The organism is Variovorax sp. MHTC-1, from assembly GCF_003984645.1.
Taxonomy (GTDB): domain Bacteria; phylum Pseudomonadota; class Gammaproteobacteria; order Burkholderiales; family Burkholderiaceae_C; genus Variovorax.
Genome location: NZ_RWKI01000002.1, coordinates 14,082 through 29,203, shown reverse-complemented (window position 1 = coordinate 29,203; position 15,122 = coordinate 14,082). Strand labels below are relative to the sequence as shown.

The window sequence follows — 15,122 nt, the reverse complement described above, 5'->3', positions numbered from 1 at the left end:
ATCACGCGCTGTCGCGGTCGACGATCGAGAAGCCGATGTCGACCACGCGAGGATCGACCGATCGACCTTCGGCACGGTCCACGATGAAGCGCGCGGCCTGCCGGCCGATGGCGGTGCCATCGATGCGCACCGTCGTCAGCGCCGGATTCAGGTCGGCTGCGAACTCGAGGTCGCCGAAGCCGACCACCGCCAGCTGCGCCGGCACTGCGATGCCGCGCGCCTGCGCCTCGGTCATCACGCCGAGCGCGAGCAGGTCGGAGCTGCAGAACACGGCATCGATGTCGGGTGCGGCCGAAAGCAGATCGGACAGCGCGCGGCGGCCGCTCTTCAGCGTGGTCGGCGCCGGCACGTAGATCAGCCGCACTTCTTGCAGGCCGGCAGCGCGCGCCGCCTGCTGGAAAGCCTGATGGCGCCGCCGCGAGCGCTCGTCGTCGCCGGCCACCACCGCGAGCCGGCTGCGCCCCTTGCTGCGCAGGAAGTCGACCACCGCACGGCCCACCTCGACGTGCGAGAAGCCGACCAGCATGTCCAGCGGCGTGGGCGTGAGGTCCCAGGTTTCGACCACCGGGATGCCCGCGGCCAGCAGGCGCTTGCGTCCCTCGGCCGAATGCATGATGCCGGTGAGCACGATGCCGTCCGGCCGGCGGCCGATGATGGCCTCGAGCAGCGCATCCTCGCGCGACTCGGCATAGCCGCTCTGGCCCAGCATGAGTTGGTACCCACTCTCTGCCAAAGCCTCTGTCAGAGCCTGCACGGTCTGCAGGAACACCGGCCCCGCGATCGTCGGCACCACCGCGGCCACGAGCCGGCTGCGCGTCGAGGCCAGCCCGCCGGCCAGGCCGTTGCGCACGTAGCCGGTGCGGGCCACCGCGTCGGCGACCTTCTTCAGCACCTCGGCCGACACCTGCGCAGGCGTATTGAGCGCGCGCGAGGCGGTAATGGGCGCCACGCCTGCGAGCTTGGCGACGTCGTGCAGCGTGACGGCACCGCTGCCGCGGCGGCTGCGGCGTGCGGAAGGGGCCTCTGGGTTCATGGGCCGGATTCTAGCGGCGAGATAGCGCTACCAGTTCAGGGCTCACTCCCGCCAGTGCTCGGCCACCCAACCCGCGGGACGGATGAAGCGAAAGCGCCGATTGCGTCGCCCCGCGAGTGCGTCCGGCGGATTGCACTCGCCGTGGAAGATCATGATGCGGGCCTCCTGCGGCACACAGGGCGCCCGCCAGTAGTTGCTCGGCCACGCCGGGATGCTGTGGTACTTGAAGCTTCGGCACCAGCCGGGCGGCCAATAAGCGAGGCGGCCCTTGCCGTGCATGAAGTCCGAGAGGTACGACTGCTCGTTTCGGAACGCAGAGCGCACTTCGGCGAAATGCGCCCGGAAGTGCTCGAGCACTTCCGGATGGGCGCCAAGCTCGAAACGGTAGACCGACGAGTTGCCTGTCACGCGCCACGGGCGCTTGTAGTCGTGGATGATCAGGAACTCGCCGGGATGCTCGAAGAACGCATCCAGGCCGGCAACGATCACCACGTCGAGGTCGAGGAAGAGCGCTGTGCCACGCAGGCCGTGGAGATCGGCGGAGAACGTGGCCAGCTTGGTCCATCCGCGCTCCGGAATGCCCGCGGGCAGATCGAGCGGCGGTATGGGCAGGCACTGCACCTCGGGGCGGATTCCCCGCGGGTCGTCCGTCAGGCAGACAAAGCGGAAATCGCCGCGCAAGTGGCGGCGCACCATGGCATGGAGCCGGTTGACGTATTCGGGGCCGTACTTCGTGCCCCACTTCATGCACAGGATGTGGCGCTCTGCGCCCGCAGATTTCGCATTGCTCAAAACTTGTCCCCTTGACCGGGAGCTGGATCGTTCGGCCTCGTCGGCAGGCCGTGGACGTGGACTGCGAGTCCGCCGAGAGCCTGGGAACGGGCTATGTCGATCGTCATCCGGTGGGCCGCAGCGACGCGGCGCGCGATCGACAGTCCCAGGCCGCTGCCGCTTTCCAAGGTGCCCAGCGCCCTGAAGAAGCGCTCGCCGAGCCGTTCCATGTCTGCCGCTCCCAATCCGGGGCCGCCGTCCTCCACGCTGAACCTCACTCCCGTGGAGTCGCACTCGACGCGCACCTGGATGCGGGCCGACGGTGGGCTGTACCGGACGGCGTTGTCGACGAGGTTGCGCATCAGAACCGCCAGCAGCGTTTCGTCGCCGCGGATCATGCACGGCGGGCCTTCGTCCAGTTCCAGGGATTGCTGCTTGGCGATTGCCCTGGGCGCGATGTCGGCCAGTACGCCGCGCGCCACGGCGTGCAGGTCGACTGCCCTTTCCTCGGGCATTGCGTCGGCCTCCAGGCGCGAAAGCGTCAGCAGCTGTTCGACCAGGCGCGTGGCGCGGTCGCAGCCGTCCAGCGTGCTCCGCAACGCATGGCAGCGCAGTTCGGCGTCTGCCTCGCTCATCGCCACCTGCGCATGCGCGCGGATTGCTGCGATGGGCGTTCGCAGTTCATGGGCAGCATCGGCCGTGAAGCGCCGTTCGGATTCCAGCAGCATCTCGATACGCTGGAACAGGGCGTTGAGCGCGTCGATCATCGGCACCATCTCCGCGGGAGCATCATCGACCCGCACGCGGTCCAATGCATCCGGCCGGCGCTCGACAAGCGAACGGCCGAGCCGGCGCATCGGGCCCAGCCCTTTATGCATCGCCCACCATACCGCCAGCACCAGCAGCGGCAAGGCGGCGACCAAGGGCCACAGCGTGCTTCGAAGAACCGCCCAAAGAATCGCGTCTCGGGATTTGCCTTCCTCGCCCACATAGACCTGCAAGCTGGCCTGCGGGTCGTGGACTGCGAAAACGCGCCACTCCGAGCCGTCGATTCGGACCGTCCTGAATCCCTTCGCCTGGCCGCGGCCGCCATCCACGAGCGGCTTGATCGGCGCGTTGGCGGACCGCAGCACCAGGCGTTCGTCGCGGAAGACCTGGATCGTGGTCTTGAAGGCGTAGCGGTGCAGCGCGGGCGCGTCGATCTGGTGTTCGTTCCCGGACGGATCCTGGGCAAGGATCAAGGCTGCCGCTTGCGCAAGATGGCTGTCGAGAATCTCTTCCACTTCGTGGCGCGCGTCGAACCAGACGACGGCGGCGGTCACGCCCCATACCGCGACGAGAAGGCCGAGCACCAGCCATGCCAGCCGGCCCTGCAGCGAGTAGGCGGGCCGGGTCATGACGGCGAAGTCGACCGCATCAGCACGTAACCGACACCCCGCACGGTCTGGATCAGCGCATTGCCCAACTTGCGACGCAGGCGATGGACGTGCACCTCGATGGCGTTGCTCTCCACTTCCTGCCCCCAGCTGTAGAGCTGCTGCTCCAACTGCTCACGCGACAGCACACGGCCAGCGTTGAGCATCAGCGTCTGCAGCAAATCGAATTCCCTGATGGAGAGCGTCACCTGCTCTCCGGCCTTGTGGACCGAGCGCGCGGCCGGATCGAGCACGACATCCTGGGCTGACAGGCGTTCCTGCGCTTGGCCATGCGAGCGCCGCACCAGCGCCCGCAGGCGTGCCGCCAGCTCGTGCATGTCCACCGGCTTGACGACATAGTCATCCGCTCCCGCATCGAGGCCGCGCACGCGATCGCGCACTGCGTCCCGTGCGGTCAGCACGAGCACGGGCAGCATCACCTGGGCTTTGCGAATGGCTGCGAGAACCGACAGTCCATCCTTTGCCGGCAGGCTCAGGTCCAGCACCGCGGCCGCGTAAGGGTTCGACCGCAACTCATGCTCGGCGGCTTCGCCGTCGCGCACCCAATCGACCTGGAAGGCGAGTTGCTGGAGCCCGGCGCGAAGTCCGTCGCCAAGCAAGGTATCGTCTTCCGCGAGAAGAATGCGCATGAGAAAGGACGGGCGGTCAGGGACTGTTCAATCCCATTGATACCACCAGAAGCCGAGAACCGCCGCCACCAGGAGCAAGGCCACGCCGTGCCACGCGCTTCGAATGGCCTCGCTGGACGAGCCCAGCTTGGTTCCGTTGATCATCGAGAGCAGCAGATTTTCGCCCGATCGCCAGCTGCCGAATGCAACACCCGCCAGGTGCAACCCGGCGAGCGCGAGCATCGCATGCGCCGCGCCTTCGTGAAGCTCGTCCAGCCGGTCCGCCGCAGAGGTGCCGGCGATCGCCCAGCCGGATGCGCCGACGAGCAGCGTCAACAGCAACAGCGCGACAAGGAGCAGTGCGCCTGCGGGACTGTGTCCGATATGTCGCCTGCCCCATTCGTGGCGCATTTTTCGCAGGTACTCCATGACGGCTGCGGGACCACCGACGAAGCTCGCGAACCGTGCATGGCGCGTGCCTACGAAGCCCCAGACGACGCGAAACAGCACGAGTCCGCCCATCGTGTAGCCAAGTGTCATATGAACCGTGCGCCACCCGTCTTGCGCGGCCGTCAAGTAGGCGCCAATGAAGCATGCGGCCATGAGCCAATGGCAGACACGCGTTGGCGCGTCCCAGACGAGCACCCTCTGAAACTCGGAAGTGGCGTTCTGCGGGCCGGGCCGGGATGCAAGGGGCCGCGTCATCGCAGGCAGGCGTTCATGCTCGTGTGCTTCATGGCCATCATGATGCGTCCCCGACCTTATCGAATCCTTAACGTGCGCCGTTGGCCTCGAGCGTGCACCGCCTGCTGCCCGTGAGCGCGCCGGCGGCGCTGCGCTGCATACTTGCGCCTCAACTCCTCAACCCGCCCCCTGCATGACGCCTGGAACGCAGAAGATCACCATTCCCGTCGACGGCAGCGTGAGCGTCTCCGCGCTCGTCCACGCGCCGGCCGATCCGACGGCCTGCTACGTGTTCGCCCACGGCGCGGGTGCGGGGATGGCACATCCGTTCATGAGCGCGGTATCGGAGGGCTTGGCTGCACGGAAGATCGCGACCTTGCGCTACCAGTTCCCGTACATGGAGCTCGGCAGCAAACGCCCCGATTCACCTCGCGTTGCGCATGCCGCGGTTCGTGCTGCCGTCGCCCAAGCCGCCGGCATGTTCGGATCGCTTCGCCTGTTTGCCGGCGGCAAGTCCTTCGGCGGCCGGATGAGCTCGCAGGCGCAAGCGCTGGCGCCGCTGCCCGGCGTGGCCGGGCTCGTCTTTGTCGGTTTTCCGCTGCATCCGGCCGGCTCGCCTTCGACCGAGCGTGCCGCGCATCTGCTCGACGTGCAGGTGCCCATGCTGTTCATTCAAGGCACCGAGGACAAGCTCGCGGAGCTGGCCCGGATCCGCTCGGTGGTCGAGGCGCTGGGTGACCGCGGGTCGCTGATGGAGATCGCCCATGCGGACCACTCTTTTCACGTGCCGCGGCGCTCCGGGCGCAGCGACGACGAGGCCATGGAAGAACTGCTCGACGGGATGGCGATCTGGATGCACGCGGGGCAGGTGGCAGGGCCATAGCCCTGCAGGATGCGCTCAGCGCAGGGCGCGCAGCCCGGCGAAGGGGGTGGCCGCGCAGAGGCCTTGCCGGTCCTGCACCCAGCACAGCGGCCCGTCGCCGTGCTCCAGCAACAGCAGCTTGGTGCCCGGCGCGAAGCGGCCGTCGGGAGCCGCATCGGCGTGCCCCGAGGCGTAATAGAACGGTTGCTCGGCCACCACCTGGTGCGTGAAGCGCTTCGGCGGCGGCTTCAGGTTGGCGTCCGGCACCAGCGCGGAATCCGGCAGCACCGCCGCCTTCGGACGCAGCATTCGCGGCATCGTCGGCCTTTCAATGGTCTATCAGGCTGCCTTCCGGCAAGACCTTGGGCGCGAAGATCGGCAGCGCATGCGGATGCTCTTCATGGGCATGCACGGCCATCAATCCTGCTTCGGCCATGGCCTGGAGGTCGGGCAGCGAATAGGGCTCGGCGGCGCTCAGGTCGACCACGTAGCCCAGGTCCTGCAGGCTCGCCACCGTGAGCCGGCTCAGCGGATTGTTCGTCGCGGCGATGAAGCCGGACATCAATTCGTTCTTGAACACCGTCTCGCGCCAGTGGCTGTCCACCGTGCCGGGGCCGCCGGTGTTCTCGACCGGCACCGGCGTCGGCCCGGTGCCCTTGAGCGCGCCGTATTCCTTCTTCGCGGCCGTGCCGGTGAAATGCGGGTTGATGGTGTTGGCGCCGGTCAGCAGGTTTTTGACCGCCCAGATCGTGCCGATGCCGATCACATGGCCCATCTCGTGGGTGATTACGTCGACCAGGGTGCCGTCGGCCTGCATCTTGGCGAGATCCGCGGTATCGAAGGACATCAGCCCCTTCGCCGGCAGAAAGGCATTCGCGCCGGCCGAGGCCGGGCGCAGATGTGTCGGGCCCGCCTGGCCGAGGATCTTGCCCGGGCCGTCGATCGGAACGCCCTGCGCCATGATCAGCAGGTCGTCGATCACCTCGCCGCTCACGATCACGCTCGGCAGGTCGCCGACGATGACCTTCGACCATCGCTTCGCAGCAGTTTTGAACGCATTCTTCTGAATCGCCGTCAAGCCGCCGACGAAGCGCACCTCGATCTCGTAAGCCGACTTGATCGCCGCCGCGCTGGCATTCGCCTTCAAGCTGGCGTGTGCAACGTAGGTCTCGATCGCGCCCGCCTTCTTCCTGGGGGTTGCCATCGTTCTCCTCGTGGATGGCCTGCTCGCTCAGGCGTAGCGGGCGTGCCGGTTGGAACGCTTCACCAGCAGTTCGTCGGCGACCTCGACGGCGCGGTGGCCCATGACCGCGACCGGATAGCTGCCGATCATGACGTTGTCGAAGGTGATTGTGGCGTAGCTGAATTCGGCGCCCAGCGCGGCCGCCGCGTCCTGCAGGCATTCGGCCACCGAGGGCAGGCCTTCGCGCTCGTAGCGCCTGGTGCCGTCGCCGATGCCGACGTACGAGTTGAAGTTCCGTTCGCCGCGCTTGGTGATTTCTACGGCAGGCTGCATCGCTTTCTCCCAGAGTTCGCTGGGGGCGATTGTGTTCAGGCTCGCCTGCCGCCGGTAGTGGCCATTGGTACTACCCGGCGGCCCGTAGTCAGGCCGACGCGTATTCGCGCTATTGACGCGGGTACGGCGCCGGCCCGGCGGCACGTCCGTCAACCGCGCGTGCGCGCTTCGTCGCGCATCAGCTTGATCTGGTCGTGGTTGCGCTGGGCGCCCTCGGCCTGGCGCTCGACCACCGCGCGCACGTCGACCGGCAGGTTCTGCTTCAGGGCCTTGCGGTAGCGCGCCACGGCTGCGTCTTCGCCGCGCTCGCATTCCTCGAGCATCGAAAGCTCGCTGTTGGCGCCCACCATGCCCTTCACATGCACCCAGCCGCGGTGCACCGCGCCGCTGGCGCTGCCGCCTTCGGCCGGCTTGCCGCCATACGCCAGAATCAGCTGCGCCAGTTCGCTGGCCGCTTGCCCGCACGATGCGGCGCGATCGGTGAACAGCTGCTTCAGGCTGGCCGATTTCACCTCTTCGGCGCAGGTGCGAAAGCCGTATTCGCCGTCGCGCGAGTTCTCCAGTAGATCGTTCAGCACGTCGACCACGTCGTCGCCGGCCAGAATTTCGGTGTCCATTGCCATGATGAAAATACTCCTTGGTTGCCTCCGCGAGGAGGGTTGCTGGAGCGTTCATGATTGCGCCGCACCGGACCGGGAGCGTCAGTGCCGCCTGACGGCGCGTGTAGGGTTTCGTCGCCCTGCGGCGGGCCGCCGCTCAGGCGCGCATGAGTTCGTCGAGCAGCCTGTAGTCCGGCAAGCGGTGTCGAAACGATCTCTCGCCGCTGCAAGGAGCATGCCGCGGTGCCGCGCCGTCGAACTGTCCGACAGGCAGAGCCGATGCGTACCGATGCGGCGGGCGCGTCGCAGCGCTAGCTTGGAGAGCCGCACCCATCCAAGGAAGGATCTCCCATGCCCCACACGAAACTCAATGGAATGAAAGTCGCCATCCTCGTCGCCGACGGATTCGAGCAATCCGAGATGACGGAACCCCGCAAGGCGCTCGATGCCGCCGGCGCCGACACCCAGATCGTTTCGCCGAAGAACGGCGGCGTGCGCGGCTGGAAGCACCATGACCCGGCCGATGTGTTCGAGGTCGACGTGCCGCTTGCGCAGGCGGCCGCGCACGAGTTCGATGCGCTGCTGCTGCCCGGCGGCGTGATGAATCCCGATGCGCTGCGCATCAACGAGGAGGCCGTCGCGTTCGTCCGTGATTTCGTCAAGGCCGGCAAGCCGGTGGCCGCGATCTGCCATGGACCCTGGACGTTGATCGAGGCCGATGCGGTCCAGGGCCGCACGCTGACGTCCTGGCCCTCCTTGCGCACCGACCTCACGAATGCCGGCGCCAAGTGGGTAGACCGCGAGGTCGTGGTCGATGGCAGCTTGATCACGAGCCGCAAGCCGCAGGATCTGCCGGCCTTCGACCGCGAGATGGTCAAGCTGTTCGCCGGGGCGCGGGCGCACGCCTGAACGGCCGCGCGCCTGCCTCTCGGATTCCTACCGGTAGCTGCGCGCGTCCTCGATCACCTTGCCGTCGTTCGGCAGGCTGCCCGGCGCCACGAACTCGACCGCGCCGCGCAGCTTGGTGACGTCGCGAATCGTCTCGGCAATGCGCTCGGCCAGGCCTTCGGCGGCCGCGGCGCATTCGAGCCTGAATGTCATGCGGTCGTCGCCCATCTCGCCTTCGACCACCAGCCGCGCGCGCTGCACTTCCGGAAAGCGCCGTGCGATCTCGGCGACCTGGCCGGGGTGCACGAACATGCCGCGCACCTTGGCGGTCTGGTCGGCGCGGCCGAGCCAACCCTTGATGCGCGTGTTGGTGCGGCCGGTGGGGCAGTGCCCCGGCAGGACGGCCGAGAGATCGCCGGTGCCGAAGCGGATCAGCGGGTAGTCGGGGTTCAGCGTGGTGACGACGATCTCGCCGACCTCGCCCTCGGGCACCGGGTCGCCGGTGCCCGGACGCACGATCTCCACGATCACGCCCTCGTCGAGCACCAGCCCTTCGCGGGCCGAGGTCTCGTAGGCCACGAGGCCCAGGTCGGCCGTCGCGTAGCACTGCGTGCCGGCCACGCCGCGCTCGGCGATCCAGTCGCGCAGGCTGGGCGGAAAGGCCTCGCCGGAGACCAGCGCTTTGGTCAGCGAGGGCAATGCGATGTTCTTCTCTGCGGCCTTCTCGAGAATGATCTTGAGGAAGCTCGGCGTGCCCGCATAGCCGGCGGGCTTGAGGTCGGCGATGGCTTCCACCTGCTGCTCGGTCTGTCCGGTGCCGCCCGCGAACACTGTGCAGCCGAGCGCGTGGGCGCCGCTTTCCATGATCGCGCCGGCCGGCGTCATGTGGTAGCTGAAGCAGTTGTGCACCAGCTCGCCGCCGCGAAAGCCCGCGGCATGCAGCGCGCGCGCGGTGCGCCAGTAGTCGCGCGCCTCGCCCTCGGGCTCGTAGATGGTACCGGGGCTGGCGAACACGCGCGTCATGCGCGGCCCGAAGCGGATCGCGGAGAAGCCGCCGAACGGATCGCTCGCGCGCTTTTGCTGCTGCAGGCCGAGCAGCTCCGATTTGCGCGTGACGGGCAGCTTCGCCAGCGCGTCGCGGTTCATGATGCCGGCTGGCTTCACGCCGTCGAGGATCTTCGCGAACGCCGGCGCCGCGGTCTGGGCCTGGGCGATCTGCTTGGGCAGCGCGGCCAGCAGGTCCCGCTCGCGCTCCGCGGGGTCGCGCACTTCCAGCTTGTCGTAAAAATCGGTCATGACCGTTGTCCTGGTGCAGCCTCATTCGGGAGACACCGCGGAACCGGCTTCGCCGGGCCGCAGGTGTCGCCCCCGGCGAGGGGGTTGGCGAAGCGACACGAAGTGCGCGAAGCCTGGGGGAGAGCCGTCATGCCAGCCAACGCTTTCTACGCTTGTAGCTCTTCACGTCGCGAAAGCTCTTGCGGTCCGCGCCGCCGACGCCGAGATAGAACTCCTTGACGTCCTCGTTCTCGCGCAGGCTCTGCGCCTCGCCGTCCATCACGATGCGGCCGTTCTCGAGGATGTAGCCGTAGTCGGCATAGCGCAGCGCCATGTTGGTGTTCTGCTCGGCAAGGAGGAAGGTCACGCGCTCCTTCTCGTTCAAGTCCTTCACGATGCCGAACACCTCCTCCACGATCTGCGGCGCCAGCCCCATCGAGGGCTCGTCGAGGAGCACCATGGTCGGGTTGGCCATCAGCGCCCGGCCGATGGCGCACATCTGCTGCTCGCCGCCCGAGGTGTAGGCGGCCTGTGAGGTGCGCCGCGTCTTCAGGCGCGGGAAGTAGGCGTAGACCTTCTCCAGCGTCTCGGCGATGGCGGCCTTGCCGTCGGCGCGCGTATAGGCGCCGGTCATCAGGTTGTCCTCGATCGTCAGGTGGGCGAAGCAGTGGCGCCCCTCCATCACCTGGATCAGGCCGCGCCTGACCAGCTCGGCCGGCGAGAGCGCCTCGATGCGCTCGCCGCGCAGCTCGATCGTTCCCTTGGTCACCGCTCCGCGCTCGCCGGCCAGCAGGTTGGAGACCGCGCGCAGGGTGGTCGTCTTGCCCGCGCCGTTGCCGCCGAGCAGCGCCACGATGCCGCCCTCGGGCACCTGGAGCGAAACGCCCTTGAGCACCAGGATCACGTGGTTGTAGATGACCTCGATGCCGTTGACGTTGAGAACGATGTTCGTCGATGCATTCATGGTGTTTCCAAAGACTGGCGAAGCCGCGGCTCGTCAGAGCCGCCGCCCCTCCCGCCTGGCGGGAGGGGTTGGGGAGGGTGCCGCATGGACGGCGGCACGCCGCGCCCCAAGGAATGCCAAAGCCTCAGCTTTGGCATTCGGCAGGGGTACGCGGGGTGAGCTTCTTGTCGGCCGCGTACTTGCTGGCCGTGCTCCTGACCAGCGGCTTGATCACCTGCTCGTCGGCCTGCAGCCAGTCGGAGGTGAACTTCCACTCCTTGCCGTCCCAGGTGTGGATGCGCGCCCACGATGCGCCCATGTGGTCGACACACGAGGTGCTGATCGGCCGCATCACGCCCGCGAAGCCCAGTGCGTCGAGCTTGGCCTGCGTCAGGTTCAGGTTCTCCAGGCCCCAGCGCACCTGTTCGCCCGTCATGACCTTGCCCTTGCCGAAACGCTCCTGCGCCGCGCGGATGCCTTCCACGCCGAGCATCGCGCTCATGGCGCCGCGCATGTAGAGCACCTGGCCGACGTCCGCCTTCGGTCCCGTCCCCTGGCCCTTGTCATGCACGTGCATTAGGATGTCCTTGACCACCTTGGACTGCGGCTCCGCGCCGTGCTGCATGGTCACCGCGTTGTAGCCCTTGGCACCCTCGGCCACATCCTTCACGTCCGGCTCCGCGCCCGACCACCACACGCCGTACATCTTCTCTCGTGGGTAGCCCGTGGCTTGCGCTTCCTTCAGTGCGGTGGAGTTCATCACACCCCAGCCCCACAGCAGCACATAGTCGGGCCGGTTCTGGCGCACCTGCAGCCAGGTCGCCTTCTGTTCCACGCCGGGGTGCGTCACCGGCAGCAGCTGCACTTCGAAGCCGTGCATCTTCGCGCGCTCCTGCAGCAGCGGGATCGGCTCCTTGCCGTAGGGGCTGTCGTGATAGACCAGCGCGATCTTCTTGCCCTTGAGCTTGTCGAGCCCGCCTTCCTTCTTGCCGATGGCCTGCAGGATGGCGTCTGCAGCCACCCAGTAGGTGCCCGCGATCGGGAAGTTCCACTTGAACACCGTTCCGTCGGCGCTCTCGCTGCGGCCGTAGCCGATGGTCACCACCGGGATCTTGTCGGCCGGGGCCTTCTCGGTGATGGCGAAGGTCGCGCCGGTAGACAGCGGCTGCACGAACGAAGCGCCGCCGCCCTTGCCCTTCAGGCGCTCGTAGCACTCGACGCCGCGCGCCGTGTCGTAGCCGGTTTCGCACTCCTCGAACGTGAGCTTCACGCCGTTGAGGCCGCCGCGCGCGTTGATCAGCTTGAGATAGTCCACAAAACCGTTGGCCCATGGCGCACCGTTGGGTGCATAGGCGCCGGTCCGGTAGGACAGCACCGGAATGAACTGCTCCTTGTCCTGGGCGAATGCGCTCGTCGCCGTCAGGCAGGCGGCGCCGGCAGCCAGGGCGATCATCAGTTTGCGAAGTTTTTTCATGTGTGTCTCCTAGTCGAAAGAATGAACGAAGCACTACCCGGTCAACAGAAAAACATGCATGGCGTCAATGCGGGAACGGCCACAACCGCAGCTTCTGCTTGGCGGTGGACCAGAGCTTGGCCAGCCCGTGCGGCTCCACGATCAGGAACCAGACGATGAGGCCGCCGAAGATCATCAGCTCGGCGTGGGCGATGCCGGCGGTCGAAATCTCGATGCCGAATATGCCGGCCAGCATCGGCAGCAGCTGGTTGAGCGCGATCGGCAGCACGACGATGAAGGCGGCGCCGAAGAAGCTGCCGATGATCGAGCCCAGCCCGCCGATGATCACCATGAAGAGCAGGCGGAACGAGTAGTCCACGGAGAAGGCCGAGGGCTCCCAGGCGCCGAGGTAGACGAAGGCCCACAACGCGCCGGCCACGCCGATGATGAAGGAACTGACCGCAAAGGCGCTGAGCTTGGCGTACATCGGCCGGATGCCGATCACCGCTGCGGCCACGTCCATGTCGCGGATCGCCATCCATTCGCGGCCGATGGCGCCGCGCACCAGGTTCTTGGCCAGGATCGCGATGACCACCAGCACAACCAGGCAGAACAGGTACTTGCTGAGCGCGCTCTCCAGCGGCAGGCCGAACACCTGCAGGTTCGACACCGCGACCGAGCCCGAGGGCGTGTCGAGTGTGAACCACTTGATGCGCAGGAACATCCAGTCGGCGAAGAACTGCGCTGCCAAAGTCGCCACCGCCAGGTACAGGCCGCGCACCCTGAGGCTGGGCAGCCCGAACAGGATGCCGAAGGCGGTGGCGCAGAGACCGCCCAGGATCAATGCGGGGATGAGCGGCAGGCCCGGCACGCGCACGAAGAAGTTGTAGGCGCCGTAGGCACCCACCGCCATGAAGGCGCCCGAGCCGAGCGAGATCTGGCCGCAGTAGCCGACCAGGATGTTCACGCCGACGGCCGCCAGCGAGAAGATCAGGAAGGGAATCAGAATGGCGCGGAACAGGTAGTCGCTCGCCATCAGCGGCACGCCCACGAAGGCGATGGCCATCACCAGGGCCATGAAGACGCGGTCCTGCAGGATCGGGAAGACCTGCTGGTCGGCGCGGTAGGTGGTCTTGAACTGGCCGTTTTCTCGATAAAGCATGTCAGACCCGATCGATGATCTTCTCGCCGAACAATCCCTGCGGCCGGAACAGGAGGAACACCAGCGCCAGCACGTAGGCGAACCAGATCTCGATGCCGCCGCCCACGAAGGGGCCGAGGTAGACCTCGGACAGCTTTTCGCCCACGCCGATGATCAGCCCGCCGAGGATGGCGCCCGGCACCGAGGTCAGTCCGCCGAGGATGACCACCGGCAGCGCGCGCAGCGCCACCGTCGCCAGCGAGAACTGCACGCCCAGCTTGCTGCCCCAGATCATTCCGGCCACCAGCGCCACCAGGCCCGCCACGCACCACACGGTGACCCAGATCCGCGCGAGCGGGATGCCGACGGACTGCGCCGCCTGATGGTCGTCGGCCACGGCGCGCAGCGCGCGGCCGGTGCCGGTCTTCTGGAAGAAGAGCGACAGCAGCACGACCAGCGCAGCCGCGATGACCGCCGCGATCAGGTCTTCCTTGTTGAGCAGGATGCCGCCCTGGAACACCGTGTCGAAGGCGAAGATCGGATCCTTGGGCATGCCGATGTCGATCTTGTAGATGTTGCTGCCGAAGATCGTCTGGCCCAGCCCGTCGAGGAAATAGGCGATGCCCAGCGTGGCCATCAGCAAGGTGGCGCCGTCCTGGTTGACCAGGTGGCGCAGCACCAGTCGCTCCACCGCCCAGGCGAGCGCGAACATCAGCGCGCCCGCAAGCACGAAGGCCGCGATGTTGGCGAACCAGGGGTTGTCGATGCCGCTCCAGACCGGCACCCATTCCGCGAAGCGCGCCATCGCGAGCGCTGCGAACAGCACCATCGCGCCTTGCGCGAAGTTGAAGACGCCCGAGGCCTTGAAGATCAGCACGAAGCCCAGCGCGATCAGCGCATAGAGCATGCCGACCATCAGGCCGCCGAACAGGGTTTCGAGGAAAAAGCCCATGTCAGTGTCTTTCTCCCTCCCCGTTTGGGGGAGGGTTGGGGTGGGCGCAAGCGGTGGGCGCGCCGGTGCGTGCCCCCATCCCAGCCTTCCCCCAGAGGGGGAAGGAGCAATGCGGAAAGCGGCATCCGTCCATCGTCAATGCTCCGTTCCCAGATACGCCCGGATCACGTCTTCGTTGTTGCGCACCTCGTGCGGCGTGCCGTCGCCGATCTTCTTGCCGTAGTCGAGCACCACCACGCGGTCGGAGATGTCCATCACCACGCCCATGTCGTGCTCGATCAGCACGATGGTGGTGCCGAACTCGTCGTTCACGTCGAGGATGAAGCGGCTCATGTCCTGCTTCTCCTCCACGTTCATGCCGGCCATCGGCTCGTCGAGCAGCAGGACCTGCGGCTCCATGGCGAGCGCGCGGCCGAGGTCCACGCGCTTCTGCAGCCCGTAGGGCAGGCGTCCTACCGGCGTCTTGCGGTGCAGCTGGATCTCGAGGAAGTCGATGATGCGCTCGACGAACTCGCGCTGCGCGATCTCCTCGCGCTCGGCCGGGCCCCAGCGCAGCGCCTGGGCGAGCAGGCCGCTCTTCATCTTGAGGTTGCGCCCGGTCATGATGTTGTCGAGCACGCTCATGCCCTTGAACAGCGCCAGGTTCTGGAAGGTGCGCGCCACGCCCATCTCGGCCACCTGGCGCGGGTTCATGTGGTGGAAGGTCTGGCCGCGGAAGGTGATGGAGCCCTGCTGCGGCTGGTAGACGCCGTTGATGCAGTTCAGCATCGAGCTCTTGCCGGCGCCATTGGGGCCGATGATCGCGCGCACCTCGTGCTCGCGCACGTCGAAGCTGATGTCGGCCAGCGCCTTGACGCCGCCGAAGCTCAAGGAGATGTTCTGGACGTCGAGGATGACCTCGCCGATCTTGCGATGGTTGCTCATTCGGTAGCCTCCGCGCTGCGCGCTGCGGTGCTATTCG

The 15,122-nt window shown here is 67.1% G+C and carries 17 protein-coding genes; 2 read left to right on the top strand and 15 right to left on the bottom strand.

Going from position 1 to position 15,122, the window contains the following annotated elements; all coding sequences use genetic code 11:
- Position 1: 1 nt before the first annotated feature.
- The 5 genes from EJI01_RS03460 to EJI01_RS03440 are packed head-to-tail and all read right to left on the bottom strand — an operon-like array spanning position 2 to position 4,553.
- On the bottom strand, positions 2-1,033 hold the full coding sequence (locus tag EJI01_RS03460) for a LacI family DNA-binding transcriptional regulator (RefSeq protein WP_126835729.1): 1,032 nt from the start codon (positions 1,031-1,033) through the stop codon (positions 2-4).
- Positions 1,034-1,075: 42 nt separating this feature from the next.
- Positions 1,076-1,780 carry a glycosyltransferase gene (locus EJI01_RS03455; RefSeq protein WP_126835728.1) on the bottom strand — a complete coding sequence of 235 codons (705 nt, stop codon included), beginning with the start codon at positions 1,778-1,780 and terminating at the stop codon, positions 1,076-1,078.
- 41 nt (positions 1,781-1,821) lie between these two features.
- On the bottom strand, positions 1,822-3,201 hold the full coding sequence (locus EJI01_RS03450; RefSeq protein ID WP_126835727.1) for an ATP-binding protein: 1,380 nt from the start codon (positions 3,199-3,201) through the stop codon (positions 1,822-1,824).
- Positions 3,198-3,869: a winged helix-turn-helix domain-containing protein gene (locus EJI01_RS03445; protein ID WP_126835726.1), complete on the bottom strand. Its 672-nt coding sequence runs from the start codon at positions 3,867-3,869 to the stop codon at positions 3,198-3,200. Before EJI01_RS03445 ends, EJI01_RS03450 begins: the two co-directional genes overlap by 4 nt.
- A 27-nt stretch (positions 3,870-3,896) precedes the next feature.
- Positions 3,897-4,553 carry a cytochrome b/b6 domain-containing protein gene (locus EJI01_RS03440; protein WP_126835725.1) on the bottom strand — a complete coding sequence of 219 codons (657 nt, stop codon included), beginning with the start codon at positions 4,551-4,553 and terminating at the stop codon, positions 3,897-3,899.
- 172 nt (positions 4,554-4,725) lie between these two features.
- Between EJI01_RS03440 and EJI01_RS03435 the strand changes: the two genes are divergently transcribed.
- Positions 4,726-5,415, top strand: coding sequence for an alpha/beta family hydrolase (locus EJI01_RS03435; protein WP_126835724.1), 690 nt, complete (start codon positions 4,726-4,728; stop codon positions 5,413-5,415).
- A 15-nt stretch (positions 5,416-5,430) separates the two neighbouring features.
- On the opposite strand, the gene EJI01_RS03430 is transcribed toward EJI01_RS03435, so the two are convergent.
- The 4 genes from EJI01_RS03430 to EJI01_RS03415 form a co-directional block, all read right to left on the bottom strand.
- Positions 5,431-5,703: a hypothetical protein gene (locus tag EJI01_RS03430; RefSeq protein ID WP_221885630.1), complete on the bottom strand. Its 273-nt coding sequence runs from the start codon at positions 5,701-5,703 to the stop codon at positions 5,431-5,433.
- A gap of 19 nt (positions 5,704-5,722) precedes the next feature.
- Positions 5,723-6,598, bottom strand: a complete 876-nt coding sequence (locus EJI01_RS03425; RefSeq protein ID WP_126835722.1) for a leishmanolysin-related zinc metalloendopeptidase — start codon at positions 6,596-6,598, stop codon at positions 5,723-5,725.
- Positions 6,599-6,625: 27 nt separating this feature from the next.
- Positions 6,626-6,910 (bottom strand): hypothetical protein, encoded by a 285-nt coding sequence (locus EJI01_RS03420; protein WP_126835721.1) that lies wholly within the window; start codon positions 6,908-6,910, stop codon positions 6,626-6,628.
- 149 nt (positions 6,911-7,059) lie between these two features.
- Positions 7,060-7,533 carry a ferritin-like domain-containing protein gene (locus EJI01_RS03415; RefSeq protein ID WP_126835720.1) on the bottom strand — a complete coding sequence of 158 codons (474 nt, stop codon included), beginning with the start codon at positions 7,531-7,533 and terminating at the stop codon, positions 7,060-7,062.
- Between the two features lie 327 nt (positions 7,534-7,860).
- Here EJI01_RS03415 and EJI01_RS03410 point away from each other — a divergent pair, with 327 nt between their 5' ends.
- Positions 7,861-8,418 (top strand): type 1 glutamine amidotransferase domain-containing protein, encoded by a 558-nt coding sequence (locus EJI01_RS03410; RefSeq protein WP_126835719.1) that lies wholly within the window; start codon positions 7,861-7,863, stop codon positions 8,416-8,418.
- A gap of 27 nt (positions 8,419-8,445) precedes the next feature.
- Here EJI01_RS03410 and EJI01_RS03405 read toward each other — a convergent pair whose 3' ends face one another.
- The 6 genes from EJI01_RS03405 to EJI01_RS03375 form a co-directional block, all read right to left on the bottom strand.
- Positions 8,446-9,693 (bottom strand): phenylacetate--CoA ligase family protein, encoded by a 1,248-nt coding sequence (locus EJI01_RS03405; RefSeq protein ID WP_126835718.1) that lies wholly within the window; start codon positions 9,691-9,693, stop codon positions 8,446-8,448.
- A 127-nt stretch (positions 9,694-9,820) separates the two neighbouring features.
- A complete protein-coding gene (locus EJI01_RS03395; RefSeq protein ID WP_126835717.1) occupies positions 9,821-10,636 on the bottom strand; it encodes an ABC transporter ATP-binding protein in 816 nt (271 codons plus the stop codon).
- A 124-nt stretch (positions 10,637-10,760) separates the two neighbouring features.
- Positions 10,761-12,089: an ABC transporter substrate-binding protein gene (locus tag EJI01_RS03390; protein ID WP_126835716.1), complete on the bottom strand. Its 1,329-nt coding sequence runs from the start codon at positions 12,087-12,089 to the stop codon at positions 10,761-10,763.
- Between the two features lie 64 nt (positions 12,090-12,153).
- Positions 12,154-13,230 carry a branched-chain amino acid ABC transporter permease gene (locus EJI01_RS03385; protein ID WP_126835715.1) on the bottom strand — a complete coding sequence of 359 codons (1,077 nt, stop codon included), beginning with the start codon at positions 13,228-13,230 and terminating at the stop codon, positions 12,154-12,156.
- Position 13,231: 1 nt separating this feature from the next.
- Positions 13,232-14,161 carry a branched-chain amino acid ABC transporter permease gene (locus tag EJI01_RS03380; protein ID WP_126835714.1) on the bottom strand — a complete coding sequence of 310 codons (930 nt, stop codon included), beginning with the start codon at positions 14,159-14,161 and terminating at the stop codon, positions 13,232-13,234.
- A 135-nt stretch (positions 14,162-14,296) separates the two neighbouring features.
- Entirely contained in the window at positions 14,297-15,085 is a 789-nt protein-coding gene (locus tag EJI01_RS03375) for an ABC transporter ATP-binding protein (protein WP_126835713.1), read from the bottom strand.
- Between the last annotated feature and the right edge of the window lie 37 nt (positions 15,086-15,122).

Bases quoted from the DNA above. Each gene is read 5' to 3' on its own strand.
- EJI01_RS03425 (WP_126835722.1), bottom strand. From the start codon at position 6,598: ATGGCAACCCCCAGGAAGAAGGCGGGCGCGATCGAGACCTACGTTGCA.
- EJI01_RS03435 (WP_126835724.1), top strand. From the start codon at position 4,726: ATGACGCCTGGAACGCAGAAGATCACCATTCCCGTCGACGGCAGCGTG.
- EJI01_RS03455 (WP_126835728.1), bottom strand. From the start codon at position 1,780: ATGAAGTGGGGCACGAAGTACGGCCCCGAATACGTCAACCGGCTCCAT.
- EJI01_RS03395 (WP_126835717.1), bottom strand. From the start codon at position 10,636: ATGAATGCATCGACGAACATCGTTCTCAACGTCAACGGCATCGAGGTC.
- EJI01_RS03390 (WP_126835716.1), bottom strand. From the start codon at position 12,089: ATGAAAAAACTTCGCAAACTGATGATCGCCCTGGCTGCCGGCGCCGCC.
- EJI01_RS03445 (WP_126835726.1), bottom strand. From the start codon at position 3,869: ATGCGCATTCTTCTCGCGGAAGACGATACCTTGCTTGGCGACGGACTT.
- EJI01_RS03415 (WP_126835720.1), bottom strand. From the start codon at position 7,533: ATGGCAATGGACACCGAAATTCTGGCCGGCGACGACGTGGTCGACGTG.
- EJI01_RS03385 (WP_126835715.1), bottom strand. From the start codon at position 13,230: ATGCTTTATCGAGAAAACGGCCAGTTCAAGACCACCTACCGCGCCGAC.
- EJI01_RS03405 (WP_126835718.1), bottom strand. From the start codon at position 9,693: ATGACCGATTTTTACGACAAGCTGGAAGTGCGCGACCCCGCGGAGCGC.
- EJI01_RS03420 (WP_126835721.1), bottom strand. From the start codon at position 6,910: ATGCAGCCTGCCGTAGAAATCACCAAGCGCGGCGAACGGAACTTCAAC.
- EJI01_RS03430 (WP_221885630.1), bottom strand. From the start codon at position 5,703: ATGCTGCGTCCGAAGGCGGCGGTGCTGCCGGATTCCGCGCTGGTGCCG.
- EJI01_RS03410 (WP_126835719.1), top strand. From the start codon at position 7,861: ATGCCCCACACGAAACTCAATGGAATGAAAGTCGCCATCCTCGTCGCC.
- EJI01_RS03450 (WP_126835727.1), bottom strand. From the start codon at position 3,201: ATGACCCGGCCCGCCTACTCGCTGCAGGGCCGGCTGGCATGGCTGGTG.
- EJI01_RS03380 (WP_126835714.1), bottom strand. From the start codon at position 14,161: ATGGGCTTTTTCCTCGAAACCCTGTTCGGCGGCCTGATGGTCGGCATG.
- EJI01_RS03375 (WP_126835713.1), bottom strand. From the start codon at position 15,085: ATGAGCAACCATCGCAAGATCGGCGAGGTCATCCTCGACGTCCAGAAC.
- EJI01_RS03440 (WP_126835725.1), bottom strand. From the start codon at position 4,553: ATGACGCGGCCCCTTGCATCCCGGCCCGGCCCGCAGAACGCCACTTCC.
- EJI01_RS03460 (WP_126835729.1), bottom strand. From the start codon at position 1,033: ATGAACCCAGAGGCCCCTTCCGCACGCCGCAGCCGCCGCGGCAGCGGT.